This is a genomic window from Asanoa ishikariensis, assembly GCF_900107455.1.
GTDB classification, from domain to species: domain Bacteria; phylum Actinomycetota; class Actinomycetes; order Mycobacteriales; family Micromonosporaceae; genus Asanoa; species Asanoa ishikariensis.
The window spans coordinates 149,627-175,894 of sequence record NZ_FNQB01000003.1; the positions used below are offsets into that span (position 1 = coordinate 149,627).

A 26,268-nucleotide genomic window follows, 5' to 3' on the forward strand; every position below is an offset into this window, starting at 1 on the left:
CGCGTAGGTGACTTTTCCGCTCGAGCCGGCGCCGATCCACGTGTCCGACGAGGTGCTCGATGACCTCCGGCGCCGGCTCGACGGGGTCCGTTGGCCGGACGATCCCCACGATGGCTACTACGGCGTCGACAGCGGTCAGCTACGGGACCTGGTCGACCATTGGCGCGACGGGTTCGACTGGCGCCGGGCCGAGGCGGCGATCAACGCGTACGAGCACTACCGGGTCGACATCGAGGGCGTGCCGATCCACTTCATGCGCCGGCCCGGCGTCGGTCCCGCGCCGACCCCGCTGATCCTCAGCCACGGCTGGCCATGGACGTTCTGGCACTGGTCGAAGGTGGTCGACCCGCTCGCCGATCCCGGCGCGTACGGCGGCGACCCGGCCGAGGCGTTCGACGTCATCGTGCCGTCGCTGCCCGGTTTCGGTTTCTCCACGCCGGTGCCGCCGGACCTGAACTTCTGGAAGATCGCCGACCTCTGGCACACGCTGATGACAGACGTGCTCGGGCACCCGCGGTACGCGGCCGGCGGCTGCGACGTCGGCGCGCTGGTCACCGGCCAGCTCGGCCACAAGTACGCGGACGCACTGCACGGCATCCACATCGGTTCGGGCCTGAAGCTCACGTTCTTCAACGGCGACCGGGCCTGGGACCTCACCGGCGGCCGCCCGATCCCATCAGGTCTCCCACCAGAGACGCTCGCCCAGCTCATGGCGTACGAGAAGCGATTCGCCGTGCACCTGGCCGCGCACGTGCTGGCACCGCAGACGCTCGCCTACGGGCTGACCGACTCCCCGGTGGGGATGCTCGCCTGGATCCTGGAGCGGTGGGCCAAGTGGAGCGCGCCCGACACCGTGCTCGACCCTGACGACGTGCTGACCCACGCCATGATCTTCTGGGCCGGCAACGCGATCGGCCCGTCGATGCGCACCTACGCCAACAACAACCGCTACCCGTGGACTCCGGCGCACGACCGGTGGCCACCGGTGGAGGCGCCGACCGGGATCACCTTCGTCGGCCACGAGAACCCGCCGGGCGTGTCCACCGACCAACGTGTGGCGCACTTCCTGGCGAGCGACCGCGCGGACTGGTACAACCACGTGAACCTGACCGCCCACGACCGGGGCGGCCACTTCATCCCCTGGGAGCTCCCCGACGCCTGGGTCGACGACCTGCGCCGGACCTTCCGTGGTCGCCGCTAGGAGCTTGAATGCAGCTCGACCTCTCCCTCGACGAACTCGCCGCCTACCGCTACGCCGACGAGCCCGAGCCGGCCGACTTCGACGCGTTCTGGTCGCGCACCCTTTCCGAGGCGGGCCGCATCCCCGTGGCCGCTGAGTTCGCGCCGTACGACGCGTTGCTGCGCACTGTCGACACGTTCGACGTCACGTTCGCCGGCTACGGCGGCGACCCCATCAAGGGCTGGCTCATCCTGCCCGCCGACCGGTCCGGTCCGCTGCCCACGGTCGTGGAGTACATCGGGTACGGCGGTGGCCGCGGTGAGCCGCTGGAATGGCTCGCGTACGCCAGCGCCGGCTACGCGCACTTCGTGATGGACACCCGTGGGCAGGGCAGCACCTGGCGCACCGGCGACACCGCCGACCCGGGTGCGTCCGGGCCGGCGGTGCCGGGTTACGTCACGCGCGGGATCCTGGACCCGCACGACTACTACTACCGGCGGCTCTACGTCGACGCGTACCGCGCGGTGGACGCCGCGGCGGCGCACCCCGACGTCGACCCTTCCCGGATCGCGGTCACCGGCCGCAGCCAGGGCGGCGCGTTGTCGGTCGCGGTCGGCGGGCTGCGCCACGACATCGCCGCGGCCATCCCGCACGTGCCGTTCCTGTCGGCGTTCCGCCGGGCCACGTCCATCACCGACGCCAACCCCTATGCGGAGATCGTGCGCTGGTGCGCCACCCACCGGACCAAGGCGGAGCAGGCGTTCGCGACGCTGGCCTACTTCGACGGCACCTCGTTCGCGACCCGGGCCACCTGCCGCGGCTCGTTCTCGGTTGCCCTGATGGACCCGATCTGCCCACCATCCACCGTGTACGCCGCGCACAACGTCTGGGGCGGCCCGAAGGACATCGCAGTGTGGCCGTACAACGACCACGACGGCGGTGGCCCCGAGGATCAGCTCCGCACGATCCGAGTGCTGCGGGAGCTGTTCGGCTAGCTCCTCAGATGCCGGACGAAGAAGCGGACCGCGCTGTCGGACTCGAACCTCGGCAGGTCCTTGTGCCGACCCGGGTTGGCGTGCAGCGTCTTCTCCGTCGAGGCGAAGGCGTCGAACAACGCCAGCCCGGACTCGCGCGGGATGTGCTCGTCGTCCCACTGCATCGCGTACTCGATCGGGATCGTGATCTTCCTGGCGGCCTCGGCCAGGGCGTCGGGCCAGTGCAGGCCGAAGACGGCGGCGGTGATCCTGGGTTCGGTCGCCACGAACGGCACCCCGATCGCGGTCGCCATGTTGAGACCGTAGAAGCCGACGGGGCCGGCGATCTCCGGAACCTCTTCGAGGGCGTCCAGGGTCGCCCGCCACTCGGGCACGGCGCGCTCGGCCAGGTGGGCGTTGTAGCGGACGACGACCGGCCCCTCCGGCTCACCGGCCGCCCTCGCCCGGAAGAGCTCCGCGACCTCCCGCTCGTCATGGGCCGTGCGGGGGCGGTCGCCGTGCCCGGGAGCGTCGACGACGGCGACATGGAAACCGCCGCCGGCTACGAGGAGCGCGGCCCGGCCGGTCATCGCCGGCCACCGCTTGTGGGTGCCGCCGCCGTGGCCCATCAGCACCAGGGGCGCGGGTTCGGAGCGGTCGGCCGGCGACCAGAGCACGCCGGGGACGTCGCCCACGATGAAGTCGCGTTCGAGAACGCCGTTCGCTGACGTCTGCGCGGTGAACTGAAGCATCGGTGTTGCCTTTCGGGAGTGCCTTGTGTCGGGCGCTCCCGGCGACACCTATGCGGGTCGCTGGACCATGACGACGAGGGGGAGCACCCATCCTGACAGCGCGTGCATGGGGTCTCACCTCCTCGGGCAGGTCACGATCACCCGAAAGCTATCAGCCCGGCCAACTGATTTAGAAGATGCGCGCCCGCGTGGTCGGGCCGACGCGCTGCTCCGGCGGGCGCAGCGTGCAACGGCCGTCGGTGTGCGCACGAAGGCGCTCGTCGGCGGCCTCGACCAGATCGGCGGGCAGCAGGTACGGGTTGATGACGATCGGCGTGCCGTAAGTGACCAGGTGGAGGAGCACCGGCGAGTCCTCGTCGACGCCCGCGGACCGGGCGAGCTGCCGGCGTTCGGCCTCCATGCGTTCCGGGTCGAGCGGCCACTCCCGCGGCAGGAACGCCGGCCGGCCTTCGAGGCCTTCGACGACCGGTGCGTACAGGCACCAGAAGAAGCCCGTGTTGTTCACACCCTGCCGATAGGCGCACGTCATCGGCACCGCCCACGAGACGTGCAGCTCGAACTCACCCGTGTACGCGGCGCTGTAGTCCAGCCCGGCCTCCGTGAGCCGCATGGCCGGCAGCGGGCTGCCGCGCCACCGCAGCCACGTGCCGACCTGCCGGAGATGAACGCCGAGCGCCCGCAGCGCGACCAGACCGATCAGCCCGAGCAGGATCGTGGCGGTCCACCGGATCCGACCGGGTGCGTCGGCGAGCCGCCAGATGCCCCAGCCGACGCCGCCGAGCACGCCGGCCATGACGACCGCCGTGATCGCACTGGCGGCCGCCCGCGGCCGGGGCGTCACCAGGACCAGGTCCGCGTCCATGTGCGCATTATCAGCCTTCGAGGGCGAAAAGGTGAGCCGCGTTCTCCCAGTAGACCGCGCGCAGCCAGGCGTCGCCGAAGTCCAGCCGGGCCAGGCCTTCGAGCTGGCGTGCGTACGGGTAGGGGATGTTCGGGAAGTCCGAGCCGAGCAGCACCTTGCCCGCCGTGCCGAGGTCGCGCAGCCGCGGCAGCGCCAACGCAGGAAACGGCTGAGCCAGGTCGAAGAAGCCCGTGAACATCATGGTGGTGTCGAGCGCCACGCGCTCGTAGGTCTCCGCGAGCCGCAGGAAGTCGAGGTATTCGGGCGCCCCGAGGTGCGCGATGACCGCGCGCAGCCGGGGATGCCGCGCGAGCACTGAGCCGAACGGCCCCGGCCCGGTGTGCCCGTGTGCGACCGGACCAGAACCGGCGTGCACGATCACCGGCACGTCGGCCTCGGCCAGCAGCCCCCACACGTCGTCGAGCAACGGGTCCGCGGGGTGGAAGTCGGCGACCTGGAGATGCAGCTTGAACAATCGCGCACCCCGCGCCAGAGCGTCCCGCGTGTAGTCGAGCACGCCCGGCTCGGGGAAGAACGTCGCACAGGGCAGGCATCCGGGTGTACGCGCGGCGAAGTCCAGCGTCCACGCGTTGAGGTCCAAAGCCATCCCGGGCCGGTGGGCGTACGCGAGCGCGCTGAACGCCCGTACCCCCAGGCTGCGAAGCACCGCCACCCGGGAGTCGTCGGAGCCCCGGTAGCGGATCGGCCACGGCATCCCGACCAATGGCCCGGCCTCGTCGAAGTGCGCCCATACCCGGCGCATCATCCGCTCGGGCAGGAAGTGGGTGTGCACGTCGGCCAGACCGGGCAGACCGAGCGCCGCCCAGAACCGCGGCACGTCCTCGTCGGAAACGGGCGGCGCCATGACGATCGAGCCTAGCGCCGCCCGCTTCGACGTGCGTCAGCAGCGGGGCACGCCGGGTATGAAGCCGTCGTGGCCGGTGTAGACGTACGCGTCCGAGATGAAGCGGCCGGAGCCGATCCGGTCCCAGATCGTGCTGGTGCCGTACGTGCCGGTCACCGAGGTCCCGTTGGTCTGGCACGAGATGGTCACGCCCGCGCCGTCGGCGACCGTGCCGACCGACGCGTACGAGGTGCCCGGGCCGGAGCGCACGGTCAGCGGCGAGCCCGCGGTGTTCACGGTGCCACTTGCCGTGCCGCCGCCGGAGCAGGCGTTGTCGCTCGTGTAGGTCCTGGTGCCCCAGTACAGCCCGAGGGTGCCGTTGAACCGGACCTGCACGGCGGAGCCGTTGAGCCGCTGCTCGTAGTGCAGGTGCGGGCCGGTCGACCCGCCGCTCGTGCCGACGTAGCCGATGACCGAGCCGTAGCCGACGGACTGCCCGACCGAGACGTTGAACGCGCTCAGGTGCGCGTAGTAGGTCGTGTAGCCGCCGCCGTGGTTGATCCGGACGTACCGGCCGTAGCTGGTGTTGCCCAGGTTGGTGACCACGTCGACGGTGCCGGCCGCGCTGGCCACGACCGGGTCGCCGTCGTCGTTGGCGCGGTTGAAGTCGACGGCGTTGGCCGGGCTGTGGTTGGTGCGGGTCTGGCCCTCCCAGGCCTGCCCGCAGGGGAACGGGACCTTGAACGTCGGTGCCGCGAGCGCCGGTGCGGTCGGCAGCAGGAAGAATGCGACGCACACGGCGCCGAGCAGGCGCCACCAACGGTTTCTCATACACGGACCTCCACTCATATGAAGAAATACTTCAATGCGTGGATATGATCCTGGCAGAAAACTGCGTGGGGCGAAACAGCGGCCGACGGTAGGTTGAACTCGTGCCCCCGCAGATCCCGCATGCCCAGCCCGGGGTGCCCGACATACGGGGACCGTTCCGCTACATCTGGTGGCTCATCCGCAGCCAGCCGTGGCGGGTGCTGCGCGGTGGCTTCTTCGGCACCGTCTGGATGGTCGGCCTCGCGGTGCGCCCCTACCTGATCTCCCGGGCCGTCGACGACGGGCTGCGCGCCGGCCACCGCCGCGACCTGCTGCTCTGGGTCGGCGCGATCGTCCTGTCCGGCCTGCTGCTCGCCTGGCTCGGCATCATGCGGCACCGCACGATGACGTTCGTCCGGGAGGACGCCACCGCCCGCTCGGCCGAGGTGGTGCTGCGCCACCTGTCCCGGGCGGGCGCGGCGCTGCCCCGCCGGCTCGACGCGGGCGAGGTCGCCACCGTCAGCGGGCGCGACATCAACTACGTCTCCCACGTGCTCACCTTCACCGGGCCGGGCATCGGCGCGCTGGTCGCGTACGCGGTGGTCGCCGTCGTGCTCTGGTCCGCGGCACCGGTCCTCGCGCTGCTCGTGCTGGTCGGCGTGCCCGTCGTGGTCGCCGTGATCTCGCCGCTGCTGCGGCGGCTGGAGACGGTCGAGACCGACTACCGGCGCCGGCAGGGCGCACTGACCGCACGGGCCGCCGACATCGTCGCCGGGCTGCGGGTGCTGGCCGGGGTCGGCGGCCGTGGGCTGTTCGCCGACCGCTACGACCGGCAGTCGGCCACGCTGCGCACGGAGGGCTACCGGGTCGCCTCCGTCAACAGTTGGATCGAGTCCCTGGCCGTCGCGGTCCCGGCGTTCTTCGCGGCCATCGTCGTCTGGGTCGCGGCCCGGCTCGCCGCCAGCGGCCAGATCACGGTCGGCGAGATGGTCGCCGTCTACGGCTATGTCGCGATGCTCACGATCCCGTGCTGGATGCTGCTCGGCAGCGCGTACGACGTGATCCGCGGCCGGGTCGCGGCCCGCCGGATCATCGCGCTGCTCGCCGTCGAGCCTGACGACCACGCCGGCGGCGCTCCCGTGCCCGCTCCGGCCGGACCGGCCGACCTGCACGACCCGGACAGCGGCCTGACCGTGCCGGCCGGCCGGCTGGTCGCGGTCGCCGCCGACGACCCCGCGCACGCCACCGCGCTCGCCGACCGGCTCGCCCGCTTCGCGACCAGCGACGTCACCTGGGGCGGCGTGCCGCTGGGCGCGGTGCCGCTGCCGGACGTGCGGCGGCGGATCCTGGTCGGCGACCACGACGCCTACCTGTTCGCCGGTCCGCTGCGCACCACGCTCTCCCGCGACGCGCCCGGCGAGGTCACCGCCGGCGTCCACGCGGCGGCCGCCGAAGACGTCGTCGACGCGCTGCCCGAGGGTCTGGACACCGACCTGAACACCCAGGGGCGCACGCTGTCCGGCGGGCAGCGCCAGCGGGTCCGGCTCGCCCGCGCGATGCTGGCCGACGCCGAGGTGCTGATCCTGGTCGACCCGACGTCCGCGGTCGACGCGCACACCGAGGCCCGGATCGCGCAGCGGCTGCGGGCCGCCCGGTCCGGCCGCACCACGGTGCTGGTGGCGACCTCGCCGCTGCTGCTCGGCCAGGCCGACGAGGTCGCGTTCCTGCGCGGAGGCCGGGTCACCGCCACCGGTAGCCACGCCGACCTGCTCGTCCGCGACCCGGCCTACCGCACCCTGGTCGCCCGGGACGCCGACGCCGAGGTGGCCGGATGACCGGGCTGCCCGTCGCCGACCGGGCCACCACCCGGCGGTCCAGCCGCGACCTGTTGCGCGGCGAGCGCACGGCGGTGCTGACGGTCCTGCTGCTCCAGGCCGCGGCGGCGGCCGCCGCCCTGGCCGCGCCCCGGCTGCTCGGCGCGATCGTCGACGACGTCATCTCCGGCGCCGCGATGGCCCGGATCGACCGGCTCGCGCTGGCGATCGCCGTCTGCACGCTGGTGCAGGGTGTGTTGCTGCGCTACGGCTACCTGGTCGGCTACCGCCTGGGCGAGCGGGCCGTCGCCCGGCTCCGGGAACGGTTCGTCCGCCGCGCGCTCGACCTGCCGACCGCGGTCGTCGAGCGGGCCGGCACCGGCGACCTCGCCAACCGCAGCTCGGTCGACGTGTCCCAGGTCGGCACGACGGTGCGCGACGTGGTGCCGATCCTGCTGATCGCGGCGTCGCAGGTGGTGCTGCTGATCGGCGCGGTCTTCCTCATCCATCCCGTGCTCGGCCTGGTCGCGCTGGCCGGGCTGCCCAGCATCCTCGGCGTCACCCGGTGGTACCTGCGCCGGGCCAGTCCGGCCTACCTCGCCGAGGGCGCGGCCGCCGCCGACCTGACCGAGGCGCTGACCACCACCGCCGAGGGCGCCCGCACCGTCGAGGCGTTCCGGCTCAGCGGTGAGCGGGTCACCAGCGGCACGGTCCGGGTGAAGCGGCAGTGGGCGACCCGGCGGGCGACGCTGGCGCTGCGCTCGGTGTTCTACCCGGTCGTCGAGGCCAGCTACGCCGTGCCGATCGCGGTCGTGCTGGTGGCCGGCGGTGCGCTGGCCCGACGTGGTGCCGTCAGCATCGGCGACGTCGTCGCGGCCGCGCTGCTGCTCCAGCAGGCGATCGAACCCCTCGACCGGGTGCTCCAGTTCATCGAGCAGGCCCAGCGGGGCGTCGCCTCGTACGCCCGGGTGCTCGGGGTCGGCTTCGGTGTGCCCGAGCAACGCGGCGTCGCGCCCGCACCCGGCGACGAGCGGATCGAGGTCCGCGGAGCCAGGTTCGCCTACGCCAACGGCCATGACGTGCTGCACGGCATCGACCTCGACCTGCGCCCGGGGGAGCGGCTGGCGATCGTCGGGCCGTCCGGTGCCGGCAAGTCCACTCTGGCCCGGCTGCTGGCCGGCAACGAGGCGCCCCACCACGGTGCCGTCACGCTGGGCGGCGTGCCGGTCGCCGAGATCGACCCGGCCGAACGCCGCCGGCTGGTCGCCCTGGTCACCCAGGAACACCACGTCTTCATCGGTACGCTTCGCGACAACCTGTCGTTCGCCGCGCCCGACGCCACCGACGGCGACATGCTCCGCGCGCTGGTCTCCGTCGGCGCCGACTGGTACGCGACGCTGCCCGACGGGCTCGACACCCCGCTCGGCGAGGGCGCCGCGCACCAGCTCGGCCCGGCCGACGCGCAACAGCTCGCGCTGGCCCGGATCGTGCTCGCCGACCCGCACACGCTGATCCTCGACGAGGCCACGGCGGCGCTCGACCCGACCACCGCGCGCCGCACCGAGCGGGCCCTCGCGGCGGTGCTCGGCGGCCGCACGGTCATCGCGATCGCGCACCGGCTCAACACCGCCCGGGACGCGGACCGGGTCGCGGTGCTCGCCGACGGCCGGATCACGGAGCTCGGGACGCACGACGAGCTGGTCGACGCCGGCGGCGCGTACGCGGCCCTATGGCGTTCCTGGCACGGCTAGGAAGGGCTGTTCCGGCACAGGTTCTCGAGGAACTGCACCCAGAACTTCGCGCCGATCTCCACCGGGGTCTCGATGGTGCGGGTCTGGCCGTCGGCGGTGCGGACCCGCAGCCGCAGCGGCAACGGTTCGCCGGAGATCGTGTGCCGCGCGCAGGCGAAGCTGATCGAGACCGCGACGGTGCGGAAGCCCGGGCGGATGGTGGCCTGCTGGGAGGCGTTGCGGAAAACGAGGCCGTTGCGTTCGCCTTCGAAGTCCTCCACGTCGATCGGCAGTGGACCGAGGTTGACCAGGGTCAGGTTGGCCACCATCGTGGAGTCGGTCCCGTCGCTGCTGCCGCTCAGGTCGCTCGGGTCGAGCAACTGCGCCCGCACGATGACGGTCGACACTTCGGCCGCGTGCGCCTGCCGCGCCTCCCAGCGGTGCACGCCGACCCCGCCGGCCACCGCGCCGACCACCGCGGCCAGTGCGACGGCGCCGACCTGGAGCCGGGCCGTGCGCATCCGCCGCCAACCGGCGCGCAGCCGCTCGCGCGGCTCCCGCGTCGGTCGCTGGGGTGGCGGGCGGTCGAGATCGACCATCGGCTCCCGCCCGTAGGCATCGACCATGGCGAGCAGGGTACGCGGCACGCCGCGCCCGCCGTGATCCTCGGGTGTCCCGTTGAAAGGACGCATGATGGGGTTGAACCGCCCGCAGCGGGGCAAATGGGAGGTGCCGGTGAGGAAGGACCGTCCCACCGCACTGCCGCGGTCGGAGTGGCTGGCCAGCGCGAAGCGCGCGGTCAAGGAGTTCTCGGCCGACGGCGTCAGCGACTGGGCGGCCGCCCTGACCTACTACGGCATCCTGTCCATCTTCCCGGGCCTGCTGGTCGTGGTGTCCATCCTCGGCCTGCTCGGCCCGGACACGGTCAAGGCCGTGCAGGACAACCTGAGCGACACGCTGCCGGGCGCCATCGCCGACTTCGTCAACAGCGCGATCGACCAGGTGGCCGGCAACTCCTCGCTGGCCAGCGTCGGCGCCGTGATCGGCGTGGTGGTCGCGTTCTGGTCGGCGTCCGGCTACGTGTCCGCCTTCATGCGCGCGGCCAACACGATCTACGACGTGCCCGAAGGGCGGACGATGTGGAGGATCCTGTCGACCCGGGTCGCGCTCACCGCCGCGGTCGGACTGCTGCTCATCGCGTGCTGCCTGATCGTGGTCTTCACCGGCCGGTTCGCCCAGTCCATCGGCGACGCGATCGGGCTCGGCTCGGCCGCCGTGACCGCCTGGAACATCGCCAAATGGCCGGTGCTGGTCGTGCTGGTGAGCCTGATGTTCTCGATCCTGTACTACGCCTCGCCGAACGCCCGGCACGGCAGTTTCCGCTGGGTCACGCCCGGCGGCCTGGTGGCCGTGCTCCTGTGGATCGTCCTGTCCGGACTGTTCGCCCTCTACCTCACGTTCTTCAACTCCTACAACAAGACCTACGGTGCCGTCGCCGGCATCATCGTGTTCCTGGTGTGGCTCCAGCTCTCGAACATGGCGGTCCTGCTCGGTGCGGAGTACGACGCGGAGCTCGAGCGTGGGCGGGCGATCGCCGCCGGACACCCGGCCGACGAGGAGCCCTATCTGGAGCTGCGGGACGACCGCAAGCTCGAGGACAAGCGGCCTAGAACTGGGTGAACGCCCGGGCGGGCGGCTCGCCGTCCTCGAACAGCTCGCTGGCCGGCCCGACGATCTGCGGATCCGGCTTGCCCACGATCTCCTCGTCCTTGTTGTCGTAGGGGAACCGGGTCAGCACGTGGCGCATCGCGGCGAGCCGGGCACGCTTCTTGTCGTTGCTCTTGATCATCGTCCACGGCGCGTCGGCGGTGTGCGTGTAGAAGAACATCGCCTCCTTCGCCTCCGTGTACTCGTCCCACTTGTCGAGTGACGCGAGGTCGGTCGGCGAGAGCTTCCACTGGCGCACCGGGTCGACCTGGCGGATCAGGAAGCGCGTGCGTTGTTCGTGCCGGGTGACCGAGAACCAGAACTTGATGAGGTTTATGCCCGAACGCACGAGCATCCGTTCGAGCTCCGGCGTCTCCCGCATGAACTCGAGGTATTCCCCTCGGGTGCAGTAGCCCATCACCCGCTCGACGCCGGCGCGGTTGTACCAGGACCGGTCGAACAGCACGATCTCGCGCGCCGCCGGCAGGTGGGCGATGTAGCGCTGGAAGTACCACTGCGACATCTCGCGCTGGCTCGGCTTCTCCAGCGCCACCACGCTCGCGCCGCGCGGGTTGAGGTGCTCCATGAAGCGCTTGATCGTGCCGCCCTTGCCCGCCGCGTCCCGACCCTCGAACAGGATCACCAGGCGCTGGTCGTTGGCTTTGATCCAGTTTTGCAGCTTGAGCAACTCGATCTGGAGCAGCCGCTTGTCCCGCTCGTAGTCGGTGCGGTCCAGCCGCTCCTCGTACGGGTAGTTCTCGCGCCAGGTGTCGACCACCTCGCCGTCGGACTTGAGCAGCACGGGGTCGTCATCGTCGTCGTCGAGCACCCGGTAGCCGTCGTACCGGTTGAGCAGGTTCGGTGTGCCGCCGTTGCCGCTGTCCGCGCTCATGTGGTGACGCTACCCAGCCTTGGTGACGACCAATCGCGCATCGGGTGAACAGCGGTAGCGTGGTCACATGATGATCGACCTTTCGGGAAAGACGGCCGTGGTGACCGGTTCGTCCTCCGGAATCGGGCTGGCCATCGGGGCCGGCCTCGCGGCCGCCGGTGCGCAGGTGGTGCTCACCGGCCGTGACGAGCAGCGGCTGGTCGCGGCGGCGGAGCCGCTGCGGGCCTCCGGCGCGGTCGTCCGGACCGTCGCGGTCGACCTCGCGGCCGACGCCGGCCCGCTGCTCGACCAGGAGCCCGAGACGGACATCCTGGTCAACAACCTCGGGATCTTCGAGGCGCGGCCCCCACTGGAGATCTCCGACGACGAGTGGCAGCGCTACTTCGAGACCAACGTGCTGGCCGGTGTCCGGCTGACCCGGCACTACCTGCCGGGCATGATGGACCGCGGCTGGGGCCGGGTGCAGTACATCGCCAGCGACTCCGCGGTGGTGACGCCGGCCGAGATGATCCACTACGGGATGACCAAGACCGCGCTGCTCGGCGTCTCGCGCGGCTTCGCGAAGGCCGCCGCCGGCACGGGCGTCACCGTCAACACCGTGATCGCCGGGCCGACGCACACCGGCGGGGTGGAGACCTTCGTCCGCCAACTCGTGCCCGGCGACCTCCCGTGGGAGGAGGCGCAGCACCGGTTCATGCGAGAGTATCGGCCGCAGTCGCTGATCCAGCGGCTGATCGAGCCGGAGGAGATCGCGAACATGGTGGTGTACCTGAGCTCGCCGCAGGCGTCGGCGACCACGGGCGGAGCGCTGCGCGTAGACGGCGGTTACGTCGACGCGATCCTGCCCTGATGACGGCCGAGCCGGCGCCGGACACGTCGGCGGCGGAACGGCACGCGTCCTGGCTGGAGCTGTTCTTCGACCTGGTCGTGGTCGTCGCGGTGGCACAGCTCGCGCACCAGCTCGAGGGCGAGCCCAGCCTGCGCGACGCCGGCCTGTTCGTGGTGCTCTTCTACGCCGTCTGGAGCGTGTGGACCAGCTTCACGTTGTACGCCAACGTCGCCGCCACGAAGACCCGTACCCGGGCGATGCTCGTCGCGATGTTCGGCATCGCGGTGATGGCCGCGGCGATCCCCGAGGCGGCGGGGGAGCGGGGCGAGGCGTTCGCCATCGCGTACGTCCTCTGCCGGTGGTTGGGCATGCTCTCGTGGCGCCGCACCGGCCGACTGCTGTTCAGCTGGCCGGCGGCGCAGGCGGGCGCCGGCTTCGTGCCCTGGGTGGCCTCGATCTGGGTCCAACCGCCGGCCCGCTACTGGCTGTGGACCGCGGGTGTCGTGCTGGACATCGCCATCTCGGTGTACCAGGGCAGCCGCGGACCCGCGATGCTCGCGCGGATGCGCCGCTCGACCTCCCGCCGCCGGCAGTCCGTGCCGCTGGTCCCCGCCAGCCTGGACCCGGCCCACTTCGGCGAGCGACTCGGCCTGTTCATCATCATCGTCCTGGGCGAGGCGGTGGCCCAGGTCGTCCTCGCGGCCTCCGAGGTGGACTGGACCCGGCCGCTGTTCATCGCCGCCCTGGCCGGCTTCGGCCTGCTGGTCTGCCTCTGGTGGCTGACCCTGGAATACGGCGCCCTGGCCGTGCCCCGCTTCAGCGAGCACCGCATCGAGGCATGGCTGGGGCTGCCCGCCCACTTCGCGATCACCATGGGCATCACCGCCGTGGCCGCCGGCCTGGGCATGCTGGCGGAGGACCCGACCGAGCCGCTGTCGTTCGCGTCCCGCTGGGTCCTGTGCGGCGGCCTGGCGCTCTACTTCCTGACCGCGACGGTGGTCGGCTTCGTGACCCGGGCGCCGAAGGGCTGGCTCTACGGCCGGGTCCTGCCGGCGACGGCGGCCTGCGTCCTGCTGGCGACCTTCGGCTGGTTGCTGGAGGCCCGCTGGCTGGCCCTGATCCTGGTGGCGGTCGCGATCTGGCAGGTCCGCTACGCCCGCCGGCACAACGTGGCGTCAGCCGGGTCGAGCCCGGCGTAGCGGTTCAGGGCCGGCACGTCGACCAGCAGGATGCGGCCGGGTTCGAGGATGAGCCAGCCGCGGCGTTCCAGGCGGGACAGCACGGCGCTGACCGACTGGCGGGCGCCGCCGGCCACGTTGGCCAGGACGGTGACGCCGATGTCGACGCTCATCGGGTCGGTGTGCCGCGCCATCCGCAACAACGCCTTCGCCACGCGCCGCGCCAGGTCCAGAATCATCAGGTCGGCGCGTTGCTCGGCCAGGGTGCGCACGTGTCCCGCGAATTGCAGGATGACATTGCGGGTGAGTAACACCGACGCCGCAGCCATCGTCACCACCGGCTGCGCGGGAATGGCGAGAATGACGCTATCCCGGATTGCTTCCACCGACGCCAGGTGCGGACGGCGGTCGAATATCGCGATGTCGCCCACCGCGTGTGGTGGCCCTTTCACGTGCAACACGGAACGGCGCCCGGATCGGCTCGGCTGGAACTCGCAGAGCTGGCCGCTGTGCACCACCACCAGATCGAGCGGCTCGTCGCCCTGGTCCCAGAGGATCGTGCCGGTGTGCACGTCGAACGGCGTCACCTGCGTCGTCAGGTCCGCCAGCGCCTCCGGCGGCAGGCCGCGGAAGAGCGGGCAACGGGCCAGGGTGGCGGTGATCTGGCGGTCGGTCGGGATGCGCGCGGAATCGTCGGCCATCGGGCTCCCTCGGTCGGGTGGCGCTGGTGGTCGTTCCGGGTGAATCACCGTGTCGCGTGAGCTGAATTTGTAGGTTCATCCGCCGGCGGAGCGAATGTGAACCAACCAGGATCGCAGGTGGATAGGTGGTCGGTAAACCACGTCGTCCGATGTCCAGTATGGATGATGACGAACGCAAGTCAATCGCACACGATGGGGTTGCGCCAATGGCAATTGTCATTGGCGCGACAGAAACTCCGGAGGCATTACTGGGGGTGGCCGCCGTGGCCCGACGGCGGCCACCGCGGCCGGGCACACGAGATCGCCGGTCGGGCGGTAACTTGGGCACCGCCATGGACGCTCACCGCACTTTCCAGGTTGACCTCGCCGGCCTGGTCGACCTGCTCAGCCACCATCTCTACGCCAGCCCGCGGGTCTACGTCCGCGAGCTGCTGCAGAACGCCGTCGACGCGATCACCGCGCGGCGCCTGCGGGAACCGGGCGCACCGGGAAGCGTCGAGCTGGACACCGCCGGCGACGGGCTGCGGGTCACCGACTCCGGCGTCGGGCTCACCGAAGCCCAGGTCCACGAGCTGCTGGCCACCATCGGTCGCAGCTCCAAACGCGACGACCTCGGCTTCGCCCGGCACGAGTTCCTCGGCCAGTTCGGCATCGGCCTGCTGTCGTGCTTCCTGGTCGCGCGGGAGATCGTCGTGCTCACCCGGGCCGCCGGCCACGCCGCCGTGCGCTGGACGGGCTACGACGACGGCCGCTACCTGGTCGAGAAGGTTGACGGCGAGCACCCCGTCGGCACCACCGTCACCCTGCTGCCCCGGCCCGGCGCCAAGATCTGGTTCGCCCCGGCGACCGTGCTGGAGCTGGCCCGGCTCTACGGCGACCAGCTTCCCGTCGAGGTGACCGTCGACGGCACACCGACCACCGGCCCGGTGGTGAGCGCGCCGTGGGAGGTGACCAGCACCCGCGCGTGGACCGCGTACGCCGAGCGCACCATGGGCCTGACCCCGTTCGACGTGATCCCGCTGTCGGTGCCCGAGGCGGGGCTGACCGGCGCGGCGTTCGTCATGCCGCAGCCGCTGAACCCGGCCCAGCGCGGCGGCCACCGGGTCTACCTCAAGCACATGCTGCTCGCCGAGAGCGCCGAGGGCCTGCTGCCCGAGTGGGCCTTCTTCGCCCGCTGCGTCGTCGACACCAGCGAGCTGCGGCCGACCGCCAGCCGCGAGGCGCTCTACGAGGACGGCCTGCTCGACAGCACCCGCGAGGCGCTCGGCGACCAGCTCCGCGGCTGGCTGGTCCGGCTGGCCCGCACCGACCCGCGCCGGCTCGGCGAGTTCCTGCACGTGCACCACCTCGGCGTCAAAGCGCTGGCCCTGCACGACGACGTGATGCTCGACCTGGTCGCGTCCTGGTGGCCGATGGAGACCAACGTCGGCCGGATGACGCTGCGCGAGTTCCACGAACGGCACGGCGTGATCCGCTACAGCGCCACCACCGACCAGTTCCGCCAACTCGCCGGCATCGCCGCCGCGCAGGACCTGGCGCTGGTCAACGCCGGCTACACCTACGACGCCGAGATCATCGAGCGGTGGGCGCAGGTCGAGCGGGACGTGCGGATCGAGCGGCTCGACCCGACCGACCTGGCCACCCGGTTCGAGACCGTCGACCCGGCCACCGAGGTCGGCCTGCGCGGTTTCACCGTGGCCGCGCAGCGGGCCCTCGACCGGCTCGGCTGCGAGGTCGTGCTGCGTGCCTTCGACCCGTCCACCGTGCCGGCCCTCTACCTCATCGACCGCGAGACCACGTTCCGCCAGGAGCTGCGCGCCACCCGTGAGAAGGCCGACCCGGTCTGGTCCGACGTGCTGGCCGCCCTCGACGACCGCCGCGCCGACACCCGGCCGCAGCTCGTGCTCAACCACCGCAACGCGCTGGTCCGCCGGATCACCGTGCTGCCCACCGCCGACCTGGTCGAGCTCGCCGTCGAGGCGCTCTACGGCCAGGCCCTGCTGCTCGGCTACCACCCCATCCGCCCGGCCGACGCCGCCCTGCTCAACCGATCGTTCCTGGGGCTGCTCGACCGCGCCGTGCCGACCGATCCGGAGGCCGGGCCGTGAACGTCACCGAGATGCTCGACCGGGCACGCGAGCTGCCCTACGGCGCCGCCCAGATCGCCCTGCTGGAGCAGGCGATCGCGCACGCCGACGCGCAACGGCTCGTCGACGAGGCGTTCGAGGCGCGGGTGCTGGCCACCACCGGCTACGTCTACGGCGGCGAGCCGGCGCGCTCGTTCGTCACGTTCAGTTGGTGCCTGTCCGAGTTCGATCAGGACCCGGTGCGCCATGGCCGGTGGACGCACAACCTGCTGTGGTCGTTCAAGGCGATGGTCAACGCGATGACCAAGTTCCCGGAGATCCCGCTGGGCCGCACCACCGACGTGCTCGACGACATGGAGCGCCGCTGGCGCGCCGGCGGCCACAGCCTCCACGCCGTCTACGCGCACCGGCACATGCTGGCCCGCCACGTGGGCGACCTCGACGCCGCCGAGCAGTGGTTCGACCGCTGGAACACCGCGCCGCGCGACGACCTGTCCGACTGTGTCGGCTGCGACCCGACCAGCAAGGCGCACTGGCTGGCCGCCAGCGGGCGCGACGAGGAGGCGGTCGCCCTCGCCGAACCCGTGCTCGCGGGCCGGCTGACCTGCACCGAGCAGCCGCAGTCGATCTACACCACGCTGCTGCTGCCTTACCTGCGCACCGGGCGCGCCGACGCGGCCCGCGACGCGCACCGGCGGGCGTACCGGCTGCACCGCACCCACCTGGCCGACCTGGCCGACATCGCGCAGCACGTCACGTTCTGCGGTCTGACCGGCAACGAGGTCCTCGGCCTGGAGATCGTCGAACGGCACCTCGGCTGGCTGGAGCGCTCGCCGACCCCGTACGCGACGATGACCTTCGCCGCGGCCGCGGCGCTCGTGCTGGGCCGCCTCGACACGTCCGGCCACGGCGGCCTGACCGTCGCCGGCCGGCCCGTGGGCGCGGTCGCCGAGGAGCTGTCCGCGCGGGCTCTGGACCTCGCGGCCCGGTTCGACGCCCGCAACGGCACCGACCACCAGTCGGAGCGCATCCGGGAGACGCTGGCCGCCGCGCCGATCGATGCCGGCTTCCGGTTGGCCGCGCCGGGTTCCCGGCGGGCGCGACCGATGCCGGCCCCCGCTTCACGGGTGCCCGAGCGTCCGGTGTGGACCGATCCGGTGCCCGCCACCGACGGCCCGGACGAGCTGCTCGACGCGGCTGAGGCCCATTTCCGCACTCGCCGCGAGGGAGCCGCGTTCGCCGCCTGGGCGGCCTTCGACGAGCGTTACGGCGCCGACCCGCTGACCGACCTGCAACGCGCCCGGCGCGCCGACGGTGCCGGCAGCCGGGCGGCGTCCGACGATGACGACGCCGGAGCCGAGGCGGCCTGGCGGGAGGCGGACGCGCTCTTCGCGGCGGCCGGTGACGAGGTGCGCCGCCAGGTGGTACGCGGCCGGCTCGGGATGGGGCTGCTCCGCTCCGGCCGGGCCGACGAGGGCCGGGACCTGATCGAGGAGTCCACCGCCTACCTGGTCGCGGACGGCGCGCCCGAGCGGCTGGCCCGGGCCTACCTGCGGCTGGCATACGCGCAGGCGGCCACCGGCCGGATCCCGGAGTCGGTGGCCACCGGCCGGGTGGCGCAGCAGCACGCCGGCGCGGCCGACGACCCCTCCGTGCTGGGCCAGATCCTCGCGCTGCGCGCCCAGGTGCTCAGCCGGCTCGGCGAGAGCGAAGAGGCCGAGTCAGCGGCCGCCGAGAGCCGTGCCCGGTTCCGGGCGGTCGGCCTGCCCGACGAGCTCGCGCACGCCTGCTTCCTGCACGGCGTCACACTGCGCCAACTCGACCGGGGCGAGGAGGCACTGGCCGCGTTCGACGAGGGGCTCGCGGCGCCGTGCGGCCCGGCCCTGCGCCGGCTGGTCACGCGCCAACGGGCGGGCCTGCTCGCCAACTCGGCCCGCGCCGCCGAGGCGATCGCCCCGCTGGCCGAGGAGATCGCCGCGCTGACCGCCGCCGGCGACCGGGAGACCGTCCCGCACACCCAGTACGAGCTCGCGATCGCCTACCTCAACGCCGGCCGGCCGCTGGACGCGGCGGAGGTCGGCGAGGAGGCGCTCGCCGCGTTCGACGCCGCCGCCGAGCCGCAGGCGCTGGCCGTGCGCGACCTGCTGGTCGCCGTCTACCACGAACTGTCCGAGCATGATTCGGTGCTGGCCCAGTTGACGGCGATGGCCGAGACGATCGCGGCGGGCGGCGACCCCGAGGCACTGGCCCAGGTCACGGAGCGGCTGGCGGAGGCGCTCGACCGGCTGGACCGCGACGCCACCGCGGCGGCTCGGTTCGCCGACGCGGCCGCCGCCTGGTCCACCGCCGGACGGGCGGTCGACGCGCTGCGCGCCCGCCGCCGGCACGCCACCTCGCTGCTGTGGGCGGGGCAGCCGGAGGCGGCGCTGGCGGCGCTGGCCGAGGCCGACGCCGCCGCGGCGCCGTTGCCCGACGAACCGCACGCGGTGTGGGAGCGGGCGATGCTCGACTACGACGGCGCCCGGCTGTTGGACCGCCTCGACCGCTCGGCCGAGGCGATACCGCGGGCCGCCCGGGCGGGCGAGGGCTTCCGCGCGCTGGGCGCCGGCACCCAGGCCGGCTTCGCGGGCCTGCTGCACGGCGAGCTGTTGCGCTCGGCGGGCCGACCCGACGAGGCCGGGCCGGTGCTGTCCGCCGCGCTGGCCCAGGTGCCCGACGACGAGCCGGCGCTCCGGGGCCAACTCGAGCGTGCGCTGTCGGGCCTAGCAGAAGACCGGTTTTGATCGGTCCGGATCGGGGCATTCCCCTTTTATGTCGACCATCGAAGCGACCGACGAAGAGCCGCCCGCCATCGCCCAGGTCTCCCCGGGCATGGAGGTCCACGACGCGGGCGGGGTGCCGGTCGGCATGGTCGACGCGGTGCAGCAGCCCGACACCGACATCCGGCCGCAGTTGCCGGCCGGCCCGGCCGAGCTCTACATGGCCACCGGCTACCTGCTGGTCGACCGGGGCGAGCAGTTCGAGAACGACGTGTACGTCAGCGGCGCGCAGGTCGACCACGTCAGCGGCACGGGAGACGGCGCCCTCGTCACCCTGAACGTGAGTTGGGCCGAGCTGGACCGCGCCGTCGATTGAGGCGTTGTAACGTGGCGCCATGATCGAACCGCAGGCGGTGCTCGCGCCGCTCAGTCGCGCCGCGTTCGTGCTCGTCGTCACCATCGACGACGGTGCCGACGCCGCCGCGCGTACCCGGGACCTCTGTGGCGACCTGCCGGGTCTCGTGCGTTCCGTCGGCTTCCGCGACCTGGAGGCGCAACTGTCCTGTGTGGTCGGCTTCGGCGCGGCTGCCTGGAGCCGCATCTTCGACGGGCCCAAACCCGCGCGGCTGCACGCTTTGCCGTTGATCCGCGGTGCCAAGCACGAGGCCGTCTCCACCCCCGGCGACCTGGTGTTCCACATCCGTGCGACCCGGCCGGACCTCTGCTTCGAGCTGGCCACCCAGATCCTGAGCCGCCTCGACGGCGCCGCCATGGCGGTCGACGAGACGCAGGGCTTCCGCTTCTTCGACTTCCGCGACCTGCTCGGCTACGTCGACGGCACGGAGAACCCGACCGGCCCGGCCTCGGTGCAGGCGGCCCTGATCGGCAGCGAGGACCCCGACTTCGAGGGTGGCAGCTACCTGGTGGTGCAGAAGTACCTCCACGACCTGGCGGCCTGGAACACACTGTCGGTCGAGCAGCAGAACAACATCATCGGGCGCGACAAGCTGTCCAACGTCGAGCTCGACGACGACGCCATCCCGTCGTCGGCGCACCGGCTGCTCACCACGATCAAGGACGCGGACGGCACCGAGCACAAGATCATGCGGGACAACATGCCGTTCGGAAGCCCGGCCAAGGGCGAGTTCGGCACCTACTTCATCGGGTACGCGGCCCGCCCCTCGGTGATCGAGCAGATGCTGCGCAACATGTTCATCGGTGACCCCGCCGGCAACTACGACCGCATCCTCGACTTCTCCCGCGCCGTCACCGGCAACCTCTTCTTCGTACCGTCGAAGACGTTCCTCGACGCCCTCGGGGACTGACGTATTTAGGTGATGCGCGGAGTGCCCCGTCGTCGGCAGCGTGGACTGGTCCGGTTCAGCCGAGGACGGGGGTCCGCAGATGCCGTACGTGACCGTGGGTCAGGAGAACACCGAGCCGGTCAAGATCTACTACGAGGACCACGGCTCGGGTCCGCCGGTCGTGCTCATCCACGGCTACCCACTCAGCGGGCAGTCCTGGGAGAAGATCGTCAGCCCGTTGCGGGGCAAGCACCGGATCATCACGTACGACCGGCGCGGCTTCGGCAAGTCCTCACAACCGGGCGGCGGGTACGACTACGACACGTTCACCGCGGACTTCAACATCCTGATGGAGACGCTGGACCTGAGTGACGCGGTGCTGATCGGGCACTCGATGGGCACCGGCGAGATCACCCGCTACCTCGGCCAGTACGGCTCGGCCCGGGTGGCCAAGGGTGTGCTGCTCAGCCCGCTGGCGCCGTTCCTGCTCAAGACCGGCGACAACCCCGAGGGCGTCGACGGTTCGGTCTTCGAAGGCATCAAGCAACTCGCCGCGAAGGACCGGCCACTGTGGATCAAGCAGTTCTTCGACCTGTTCTTCAACGTCAAGGACACCATGGGCAACCGGCTCAGCCAGGAGGCCTGGAACGCGCACTGGAACGTCGGGATCACCGCGTCGCCGATCGGCACCTACGAGTGCGTCGACTCGTGGCTCACGGACTTCCGCCAGGACGTCGTCGGCATCGACGTGCCGATGTTGGTGGTGCAGGGCACGGCCGACCAGGTGCTGCCGTTCGCGTCGACCGGCAAGCGGCTCCCGCCGCTGGTCAAGAACCTGAAGCTGGTCGCGCTGGAGAACGCGCCGCACAGTATCCCGTGGACCCACGCCGACGAGTGCAATGCCGCGATCAAGGACTTCATGGCGGGGTAAGTCTGGCCGAACGGGAAAACTATCGGGCCGAAAGTGAAGATTGGGACACCGTCCGTCGCTCACTGTTACCGTAACGTTGCAGTCAGTTACGACTGCGGCGCGCGTCGTATCCGGTTTCCGAACGAACGGGGTCTCCAAATGCTTACTGCTCTGCTTGGTAGCGTCGTCACCTTCCTCGGCGGTGTCCTTGGCAACCTCGGCGGCATCCTGAGCTGACGCGGCAAAGGGGTGCCCGGACCGCACGGGTCCGGGCACCCCTTCGTGTCACCACTGCGAGTTGGAACCGCCCAGCGCCAGCAGCACCTGGTCGTAGAGGTTGCCGTCGTTGTCGTCCGTGTAGGACACGACGATCTCGCCCCACGGCGACACGGCCAGGCTGAGCTGGTCCTGCCGTCCGGTGGTGACATTGCTGTAGGTCTGCGCGGGCAGCCGACCGTCCGTGGTGCCGTTCGGGTTGAACCCGCGGGCCCAGACGTCCTGGCCCTGCACGGTCCAGCCGACCACGGTGTTCGCCTGGTCGTCGATGCCGACCGCGGGTGTGGCCGCGCCGGCCGTCCTGGTCACCTCCACGTCGCCGTGCTTCGGGTCGCCGTTCGCGGCGAACGAACGGGACCAGATGCCGGGCGTGCCCGTGTGGTCGGACTCCCAGGCCACGGTGAAGTCGCCGGTGAAGTTCGCCGCGATCGCCGGATGCCGTTGCTGGCCACCGCCGTTGCTGTTGGCCGCCCGCCGGGTCAGGGTGACGGCGCCGTTGCCCCGAGCCAGGCGGACCAGGCCGATCTGGAAGAAGCCGTTGCCGTCGCTGTCCTCGTCCCACACGATCAGCGCGTCACCGGACGCCGACACCGCGATGTCGGGGAGGTGGTGCGCGCCGGTCGACTGGCTGGCCAGCACCTCGTACAACTTGGTCGCGACGTTGCTGTAGCCGGCCGCCTTGACGCGGGTGACCGTGCCCTGCACGTCCTCCCACACCACGGAGAACGCGACCGACGACGGGTTGCTGGCCGTGCCGTCCGGGTCCACGGCCACCTTCGGGCTCAGTTGCTGACCGGCCGAGTCGGCGTTGACCTGTCCCTGGCCGAGCACCGTGCCCGCCGGCGAGATGACCCGATAGACCACGTTGTACGTGCCGTTGCCGTCCGGGTCGTCGTTCCACACCACGACGGTGTTTCCCTTGTCGTCGAGGCCGACGTCGGGGCTGACGTGCTTCCATTTCACGCCCGCGGTGCCGCCGGCGGAGAGCTTCTTCTCGTACGCGCTGGTGCCGTTGCGGAACAACCGCACGTAGATCTCGGAGTTGGTGTTGTCGCCGGGGTTCGACTCGGCCCGGTCGTCCTCCCAGACCACGGCGACGTCGCCGTTGCGGTTGGTGGCGACGGCGCCGCCGTCCTGGTCACCCGTGGCGACGCTGTTGGCAGTGCTTACCGTGACCCCTGCCGGAAGGGCGAGCAGGGCCGCGATGAGCACGGTGGGCAGTGGCACTTTTGTCTCCTAGAGGGCCTGGAGGCCGGGGCGGCCGTCGAGGATGGCGAACGACTTTGCCGTGCTGACCGCGGCACCGTGCTCGGTGACACTGGCGACGGCGCGGAAGTCGGCCCGGATCTGGGCGCGGGTGATGGTGGTCCGGGTGTAGCCCCGACGGTCGAGATAGAAGCGCAGGTGCGGGTTGGTCGCCACGTTCGGGATCGCGGTGGCGCCACTGCCGTCGCCGGTCGAGGAGATGGACGTGCAGACGAGCTCCGTGCCGATCGTCGCCGAGTTCGGGTTGGCGTAGTCGGCCTTGAGGTCGTTGGCCCAGGCTCGGTGCACGTCGCCGGTGAGCACCACCGGGTTGCGCACGCCGCGCTGCTGCCACCCGGACTGGATCCGCGACCTCGAGGCGCGGTAGCCGTCCCAGGCGTCCATGCTGGCCGCGCCCGTCGAGGTGAACTGGCGGGCGAAGAACACCTGCTGGCCGATGATGTCCCAGGTGCCGAGCTGTTGTCCCAGCCCGTCGAGCAGCCAGGCCTCCTGTGCCGCGCCGGTGATGCTGCGGCTGGCCAGGTCGGCGTCCGCGCACACCTTGCTGCCGTCGCCGCAGGCCTGGTCGTCGCGGAACTGCCGGGTGTCGAGCATGTGGAAGGTGGCCAGCGCGCCCCAGCGGACCCGGCGGTACAGCGGGATGCTGTTGCCGCTCGGCGCGGACGCCGGCCGCAGCGGCATGTTCTCGTAGTACGCCTTGTAGGCGGCGGTGCGCCGGGCCGTCCACTGCGCCGCGGTCAGCACCGGGGTGTTGTTCTCCCGCACAGTGCCGGCGTAGTTGTTCTCCACCTCGTGGTCGTCGGGCACCGTCAGCCACGGCGCCGCGTGGTGCGCGGCCTGCAGGTCGGGGTCGGACTTGTAGAGCGCGTACCGGCGCCGGTAGTCGGCCAGGCTGACGATCTCGGCGCCGACGTGCTGGCGGACGCCGCTGCCCACGCCGCCCTCGTAGATGTAGTCGCCCAGGTGCAGCACGAGGTCGGGCCGGTCCTCGGCCATCCGCCGGTATGCGGTGTAGTAGCCGCTCTCGTAGTGCGCGCAGGACGCGAACGCCATCGTGAAGTCGCGGCCGAAGGTGCCCGTGGCCGGCGTGGTGCGGGTGCGCGCGACCGGCGAGATGTGGCCCTGGGCGCGGAACCGGTAGTAGTAGTCGGCGTCCGGCGCCAGGTTGTTGGCGACCACGTGCACCGAGTGTGCGTCGGCGTAACGGGCGGTGACTGTTCCTTGGCTTTGGATGGTCGCGAACGTGTCGCTTGTGGACACCTGCCACTCCACCGTCACGTCGGCGTTGGGCATGCCGCCCTGGCCGTCGGCGTTGAGCGGGGTGGGTGCCAGACGCGTCCAGAGGACCACGCTGTCCGCCGCGGGTTCACCGCTGGCGACACCGAGCTTGAAGGGGTACGGGGGCGCCGCCTGGGCGCGGGACAGGGGGGCGATCGTCGCGCCTACAGTGGCCAGTCCACCGAGGACGAAGATGCGCCGGCTGAGCCGTGTCATGCGCAGCACATTGACGGTGTTTGATTAATAGAAGATGATCTCCAGGGGTCCTGCCGGCTGACCATGAGATGGCCGCGGGCTGTGCAATCGGTGCCGATGGCCTTGGCGGTAGGCTGTCGGGATGCGCGCGGCTGGCCTCCCGGTCGCCCGGCCTGCCAGTGCCGGGCGCCATCTGTGCTGGGCATACGCCGACCGCGCCGACTTCCTGGCGACGGCCCGGCGGTTCTTCACCGAGGGCCGCGCCGCGGGTGCCGCGCTCCGGCTCGTCGGCGACGACCTGCCCGACATCGACGGGGTCCGGCCGGAGCCGCTGGGCTCGTCCTTCCCGCCGGGCGCCGACCCGGCCGCACAGGTCGAGATCTGGGCGTCGGCGACCGTGGCCGCTCTCGCCGACGGCTACACCGGGCTGTGGGTGGTCGGTGACGCGACCCCGCTGGTCTCGCCGGCGTTCGTCGCCTACGAGCACCTGATCGACCGGTTCACGGCGCAACATCCGCTGTCCGGGCTGTGCGCCTATGACCGGCGTGTGGTTGATCCGGCCCTGTTGGCCGACCTGGCCTGCGTGCACGCCGGCCACAACGTGCCCGGTGTGCCGTTCCGGCTGCACGCCGCGGCCGGCACCGGTCACCTGGCGCTCTCCGGAGAGCTCGACGCCACCGGCGCGGCGACCCTGGTCCGGGCGCTCGAGTGGGCCGCGCCCGCGGTGGTCGACGGCGAGCTCGTGGTCGAGGCCGGCAGCCTCGACTTCGTCGACCACCGGTCGCTGCTCCAGCTCGCCTCCTATGCCCGCGGGCGCGGCGCCACCGCGGTGCTGCGCACACCGCTGCCGGCCGCCGCCCGCCTGGTCGAGCTGCTGCGAGTCCCCGGCATCCGGGTCGAGGCGCGATGACCCGCAGCGGCGCGCCCGGCGACCACGTCGGCTACTTCCACGAGGCGGTCTGTTACGACACCGACGACGAGCTGCTCGCCGTCCTGCTGCCGTTCCTGACCGGCGGAGTCGACGAGAAGGAACCCACGGTGGTCTCCCTCGGCCCGGAGAAGGCCGACCTGGTGCGCCGGGCGCTGCCCGCCGGTGTGCTGCCCGGGGTGACGTTCATGACCGGCGGCAGCGTCTACGCGCGGCCGGCCGCCGCGATCCGGGCCTACCGTGAGCTGATGGCCGGCTACGTCGCCGAGGGTGCCGCGCAGATCCGGATCGTGGGGGAGATCCCGCGACCGTCGTTCGGCGCGACGTGGCACTGGTGGGCGCGCTACGAGTCGGCGATCAACCACGCGTACGACGAGTTCCCGTTGTGGAGCCTGTGCGCCTACGACTCGCGGATCACCCCGTCCGCGGTGCTGGCCGACGTCGCCCGCACCCACCCGCGTTCGCTGCACGCCGACGGCTCGCATCGTCCGAGTGACACGTACGCCTCGCCGGAGTCGTTCCTGGCTGCCTGGCCCCCGGTCGCGCCGGACGTGCTGCAGTCCGGTCCGCCGCTGATCACCCTGGTCGACCCAACCGCGTCCCGCGCCCGCGGCGCGGTGTCGCTGGTCGACCCCGGCCTGCCGACCGACGAGGTCGACGAGTTGGTGATCGCCGTCAGCGAGGTAGTGACCAACGCGCTGCGGCACGGCCTTCCGCCGGTGCGGGTCTGCTACTGGTCCGGCCCTGACCGGATCGTGGTGTCGGTGACCGACGGCGGCACGGGGCCGACCGACCCCTTCGCGGGGCTGTTCCCGTCCCGCGACAGTGTGACCGGCGGGCTCGGCCTGTGGATCACCCACCAGTCGTGCAACTACGTCGCGTTCTCGCGTGACGACTCGGGCTTCACGCTGCGGCTGACGGCGGGCAACCCGCTGTAGGTTGTCAACCGTCGT

At 71.7% G+C, this 26,268-nt stretch carries 23 protein-coding genes; 14 read left to right on the forward strand and 9 right to left on the reverse strand.

The window, feature by feature from the left end; translation table 11 throughout:
- Positions 1-7 precede the first annotated feature (7 nt).
- Positions 8-1,201 carry an epoxide hydrolase family protein gene (locus tag BLV39_RS24780; RefSeq protein WP_090798096.1) on the forward strand — a complete coding sequence of 398 codons (1,194 nt, stop codon included), beginning with the start codon at positions 8-10 and terminating at the stop codon, positions 1,199-1,201.
- Between the two features lie 8 nt (positions 1,202-1,209).
- Entirely contained in the window at positions 1,210-2,175 is a 966-nt protein-coding gene (locus BLV39_RS24785; protein ID WP_090798098.1) for an acetylxylan esterase, read from the forward strand.
- On the opposite strand, the gene BLV39_RS24790 is transcribed toward BLV39_RS24785, so the two are convergent.
- The 4 genes from BLV39_RS24790 to BLV39_RS24805 form a co-directional block, all read right to left on the reverse strand.
- A complete protein-coding gene (locus BLV39_RS24790; protein WP_090798101.1) occupies positions 2,172-2,906 on the reverse strand; it encodes an alpha/beta hydrolase family protein in 735 nt (244 codons plus the stop codon). The two genes, BLV39_RS24785 and BLV39_RS24790, sit on opposite strands and share 4 nt — an antisense overlap.
- A gap of 169 nt (positions 2,907-3,075) precedes the next feature.
- Entirely contained in the window at positions 3,076-3,768 is a 693-nt protein-coding gene (locus BLV39_RS24795) for a hypothetical protein (RefSeq protein WP_090798103.1), read from the reverse strand.
- 10 nt (positions 3,769-3,778) lie between these two features.
- Positions 3,779-4,672 carry an amidohydrolase family protein gene (locus BLV39_RS24800; RefSeq protein WP_090798107.1) on the reverse strand — a complete coding sequence of 298 codons (894 nt, stop codon included), beginning with the start codon at positions 4,670-4,672 and terminating at the stop codon, positions 3,779-3,781.
- 36 nt (positions 4,673-4,708) lie between these two features.
- Positions 4,709-5,482 (reverse strand): M23 family metallopeptidase, encoded by a 774-nt coding sequence (locus tag BLV39_RS24805; protein ID WP_090798110.1) that lies wholly within the window; start codon positions 5,480-5,482, stop codon positions 4,709-4,711.
- Between the two features lie 101 nt (positions 5,483-5,583).
- On the opposite strand from BLV39_RS24805, the gene BLV39_RS24810 reads away from it, so the two are divergent.
- The gene (locus BLV39_RS24810) at positions 5,584-7,296 is read left to right on the forward strand and encodes an ABC transporter transmembrane domain-containing protein (RefSeq protein ID WP_090798112.1); all 1,713 of its coding nucleotides are present in this window, start codon (positions 5,584-5,586) and stop codon (positions 7,294-7,296) included.
- Positions 7,293-9,026 carry an ABC transporter ATP-binding protein gene (locus tag BLV39_RS24815; RefSeq protein WP_090798115.1) on the forward strand — a complete coding sequence of 578 codons (1,734 nt, stop codon included), beginning with the start codon at positions 7,293-7,295 and terminating at the stop codon, positions 9,024-9,026. The genes BLV39_RS24810 and BLV39_RS24815 overlap by 4 nt, the downstream gene beginning before the upstream one ends.
- Here the strand turns inward: BLV39_RS24815 and BLV39_RS24820 are convergent.
- Positions 9,023-9,697, reverse strand: a complete 675-nt coding sequence (locus BLV39_RS24820; protein ID WP_143049873.1) for a hypothetical protein — start codon at positions 9,695-9,697, stop codon at positions 9,023-9,025. The genes BLV39_RS24815 and BLV39_RS24820 overlap by 4 nt on opposite strands.
- Positions 9,698-9,740: 43 nt before the next feature.
- On the opposite strand from BLV39_RS24820, the gene BLV39_RS24825 reads away from it, so the two are divergent.
- Entirely contained in the window at positions 9,741-10,685 is a 945-nt protein-coding gene (locus BLV39_RS24825) for a YihY/virulence factor BrkB family protein (RefSeq protein ID WP_239083489.1), read from the forward strand.
- Here the strand turns inward: BLV39_RS24825 and ppk2 are convergent.
- Positions 10,672-11,604 (reverse strand): polyphosphate kinase 2, encoded by a 933-nt coding sequence (ppk2, locus tag BLV39_RS24830; protein WP_090798122.1) that lies wholly within the window; start codon positions 11,602-11,604, stop codon positions 10,672-10,674. The genes BLV39_RS24825 and ppk2 overlap by 14 nt on opposite strands.
- 67 nt (positions 11,605-11,671) lie before the next feature.
- Between ppk2 and BLV39_RS24835 the strand changes: the two genes are divergently transcribed.
- Positions 11,672-12,454 (forward strand): SDR family NAD(P)-dependent oxidoreductase, encoded by a 783-nt coding sequence (locus tag BLV39_RS24835; protein WP_090798125.1) that lies wholly within the window; start codon positions 11,672-11,674, stop codon positions 12,452-12,454.
- The gene (locus BLV39_RS24840) at positions 12,454-13,632 is read left to right on the forward strand and encodes a low temperature requirement protein A (RefSeq protein WP_090798128.1); all 1,179 of its coding nucleotides are present in this window, start codon (positions 12,454-12,456) and stop codon (positions 13,630-13,632) included. The genes BLV39_RS24835 and BLV39_RS24840 overlap by 1 nt, the downstream gene beginning before the upstream one ends.
- On the opposite strand, the gene BLV39_RS24845 is transcribed toward BLV39_RS24840, so the two are convergent.
- Entirely contained in the window at positions 13,584-14,312 is a 729-nt protein-coding gene (locus BLV39_RS24845; protein WP_090798130.1) for a Crp/Fnr family transcriptional regulator, read from the reverse strand. The genes BLV39_RS24840 and BLV39_RS24845 overlap by 49 nt on opposite strands.
- Before the next feature lie 332 nt (positions 14,313-14,644).
- Between BLV39_RS24845 and BLV39_RS24850 the strand changes: the two genes are divergently transcribed.
- The 5 genes from BLV39_RS24850 to BLV39_RS24870 all read left to right on the forward strand — a co-directional run bounded on the left by BLV39_RS24850 (position 14,645) and on the right by BLV39_RS24870 (position 21,393).
- Entirely contained in the window at positions 14,645-16,420 is a 1,776-nt protein-coding gene (locus tag BLV39_RS24850; RefSeq protein WP_090798133.1) for an HSP90 family protein, read from the forward strand.
- Entirely contained in the window at positions 16,417-19,182 is a 2,766-nt protein-coding gene (locus tag BLV39_RS24855; protein WP_090798136.1) for a hypothetical protein, read from the forward strand. Before BLV39_RS24850 ends, BLV39_RS24855 begins: the two co-directional genes overlap by 4 nt.
- Positions 19,183-19,210: 28 nt before the next feature.
- Positions 19,211-19,534 carry a hypothetical protein gene (locus BLV39_RS24860; RefSeq protein ID WP_090798140.1) on the forward strand — a complete coding sequence of 108 codons (324 nt, stop codon included), beginning with the start codon at positions 19,211-19,213 and terminating at the stop codon, positions 19,532-19,534.
- A 19-nt stretch (positions 19,535-19,553) separates the two neighbouring features.
- Positions 19,554-20,483: a Dyp-type peroxidase gene (locus BLV39_RS24865; RefSeq protein WP_090798142.1), complete on the forward strand. Its 930-nt coding sequence runs from the start codon at positions 19,554-19,556 to the stop codon at positions 20,481-20,483.
- 79 nt (positions 20,484-20,562) lie between these two features.
- Positions 20,563-21,393: an alpha/beta fold hydrolase gene (locus BLV39_RS24870; RefSeq protein WP_090800542.1), complete on the forward strand. Its 831-nt coding sequence runs from the start codon at positions 20,563-20,565 to the stop codon at positions 21,391-21,393.
- Between the two features lie 264 nt (positions 21,394-21,657).
- Here BLV39_RS24870 and BLV39_RS24875 read toward each other — a convergent pair whose 3' ends face one another.
- Both BLV39_RS24875 and BLV39_RS24880 read right to left on the reverse strand, forming a co-directional pair.
- Positions 21,658-22,875: a hypothetical protein gene (locus tag BLV39_RS24875; RefSeq protein WP_239083488.1), complete on the reverse strand. Its 1,218-nt coding sequence runs from the start codon at positions 22,873-22,875 to the stop codon at positions 21,658-21,660.
- Between the two features lie 9 nt (positions 22,876-22,884).
- On the reverse strand, positions 22,885-24,408 hold the full coding sequence (locus BLV39_RS24880; protein ID WP_090800546.1) for an alkaline phosphatase D family protein: 1,524 nt from the start codon (positions 24,406-24,408) through the stop codon (positions 22,885-22,887).
- A gap of 121 nt (positions 24,409-24,529) precedes the next feature.
- On the opposite strand from BLV39_RS24880, the gene BLV39_RS24885 reads away from it, so the two are divergent.
- Both BLV39_RS24885 and BLV39_RS24890 read left to right on the forward strand, forming a co-directional pair.
- Positions 24,530-25,297, forward strand: a complete 768-nt coding sequence (locus tag BLV39_RS24885; RefSeq protein ID WP_090798145.1) for an MEDS domain-containing protein — start codon at positions 24,530-24,532, stop codon at positions 25,295-25,297.
- The gene (locus tag BLV39_RS24890; RefSeq protein ID WP_090798148.1) at positions 25,294-26,253 is read left to right on the forward strand and encodes a sensor histidine kinase; all 960 of its coding nucleotides are present in this window, start codon (positions 25,294-25,296) and stop codon (positions 26,251-26,253) included. Before BLV39_RS24885 ends, BLV39_RS24890 begins: the two co-directional genes overlap by 4 nt.
- Positions 26,254-26,268 lie beyond the last annotated feature (15 nt).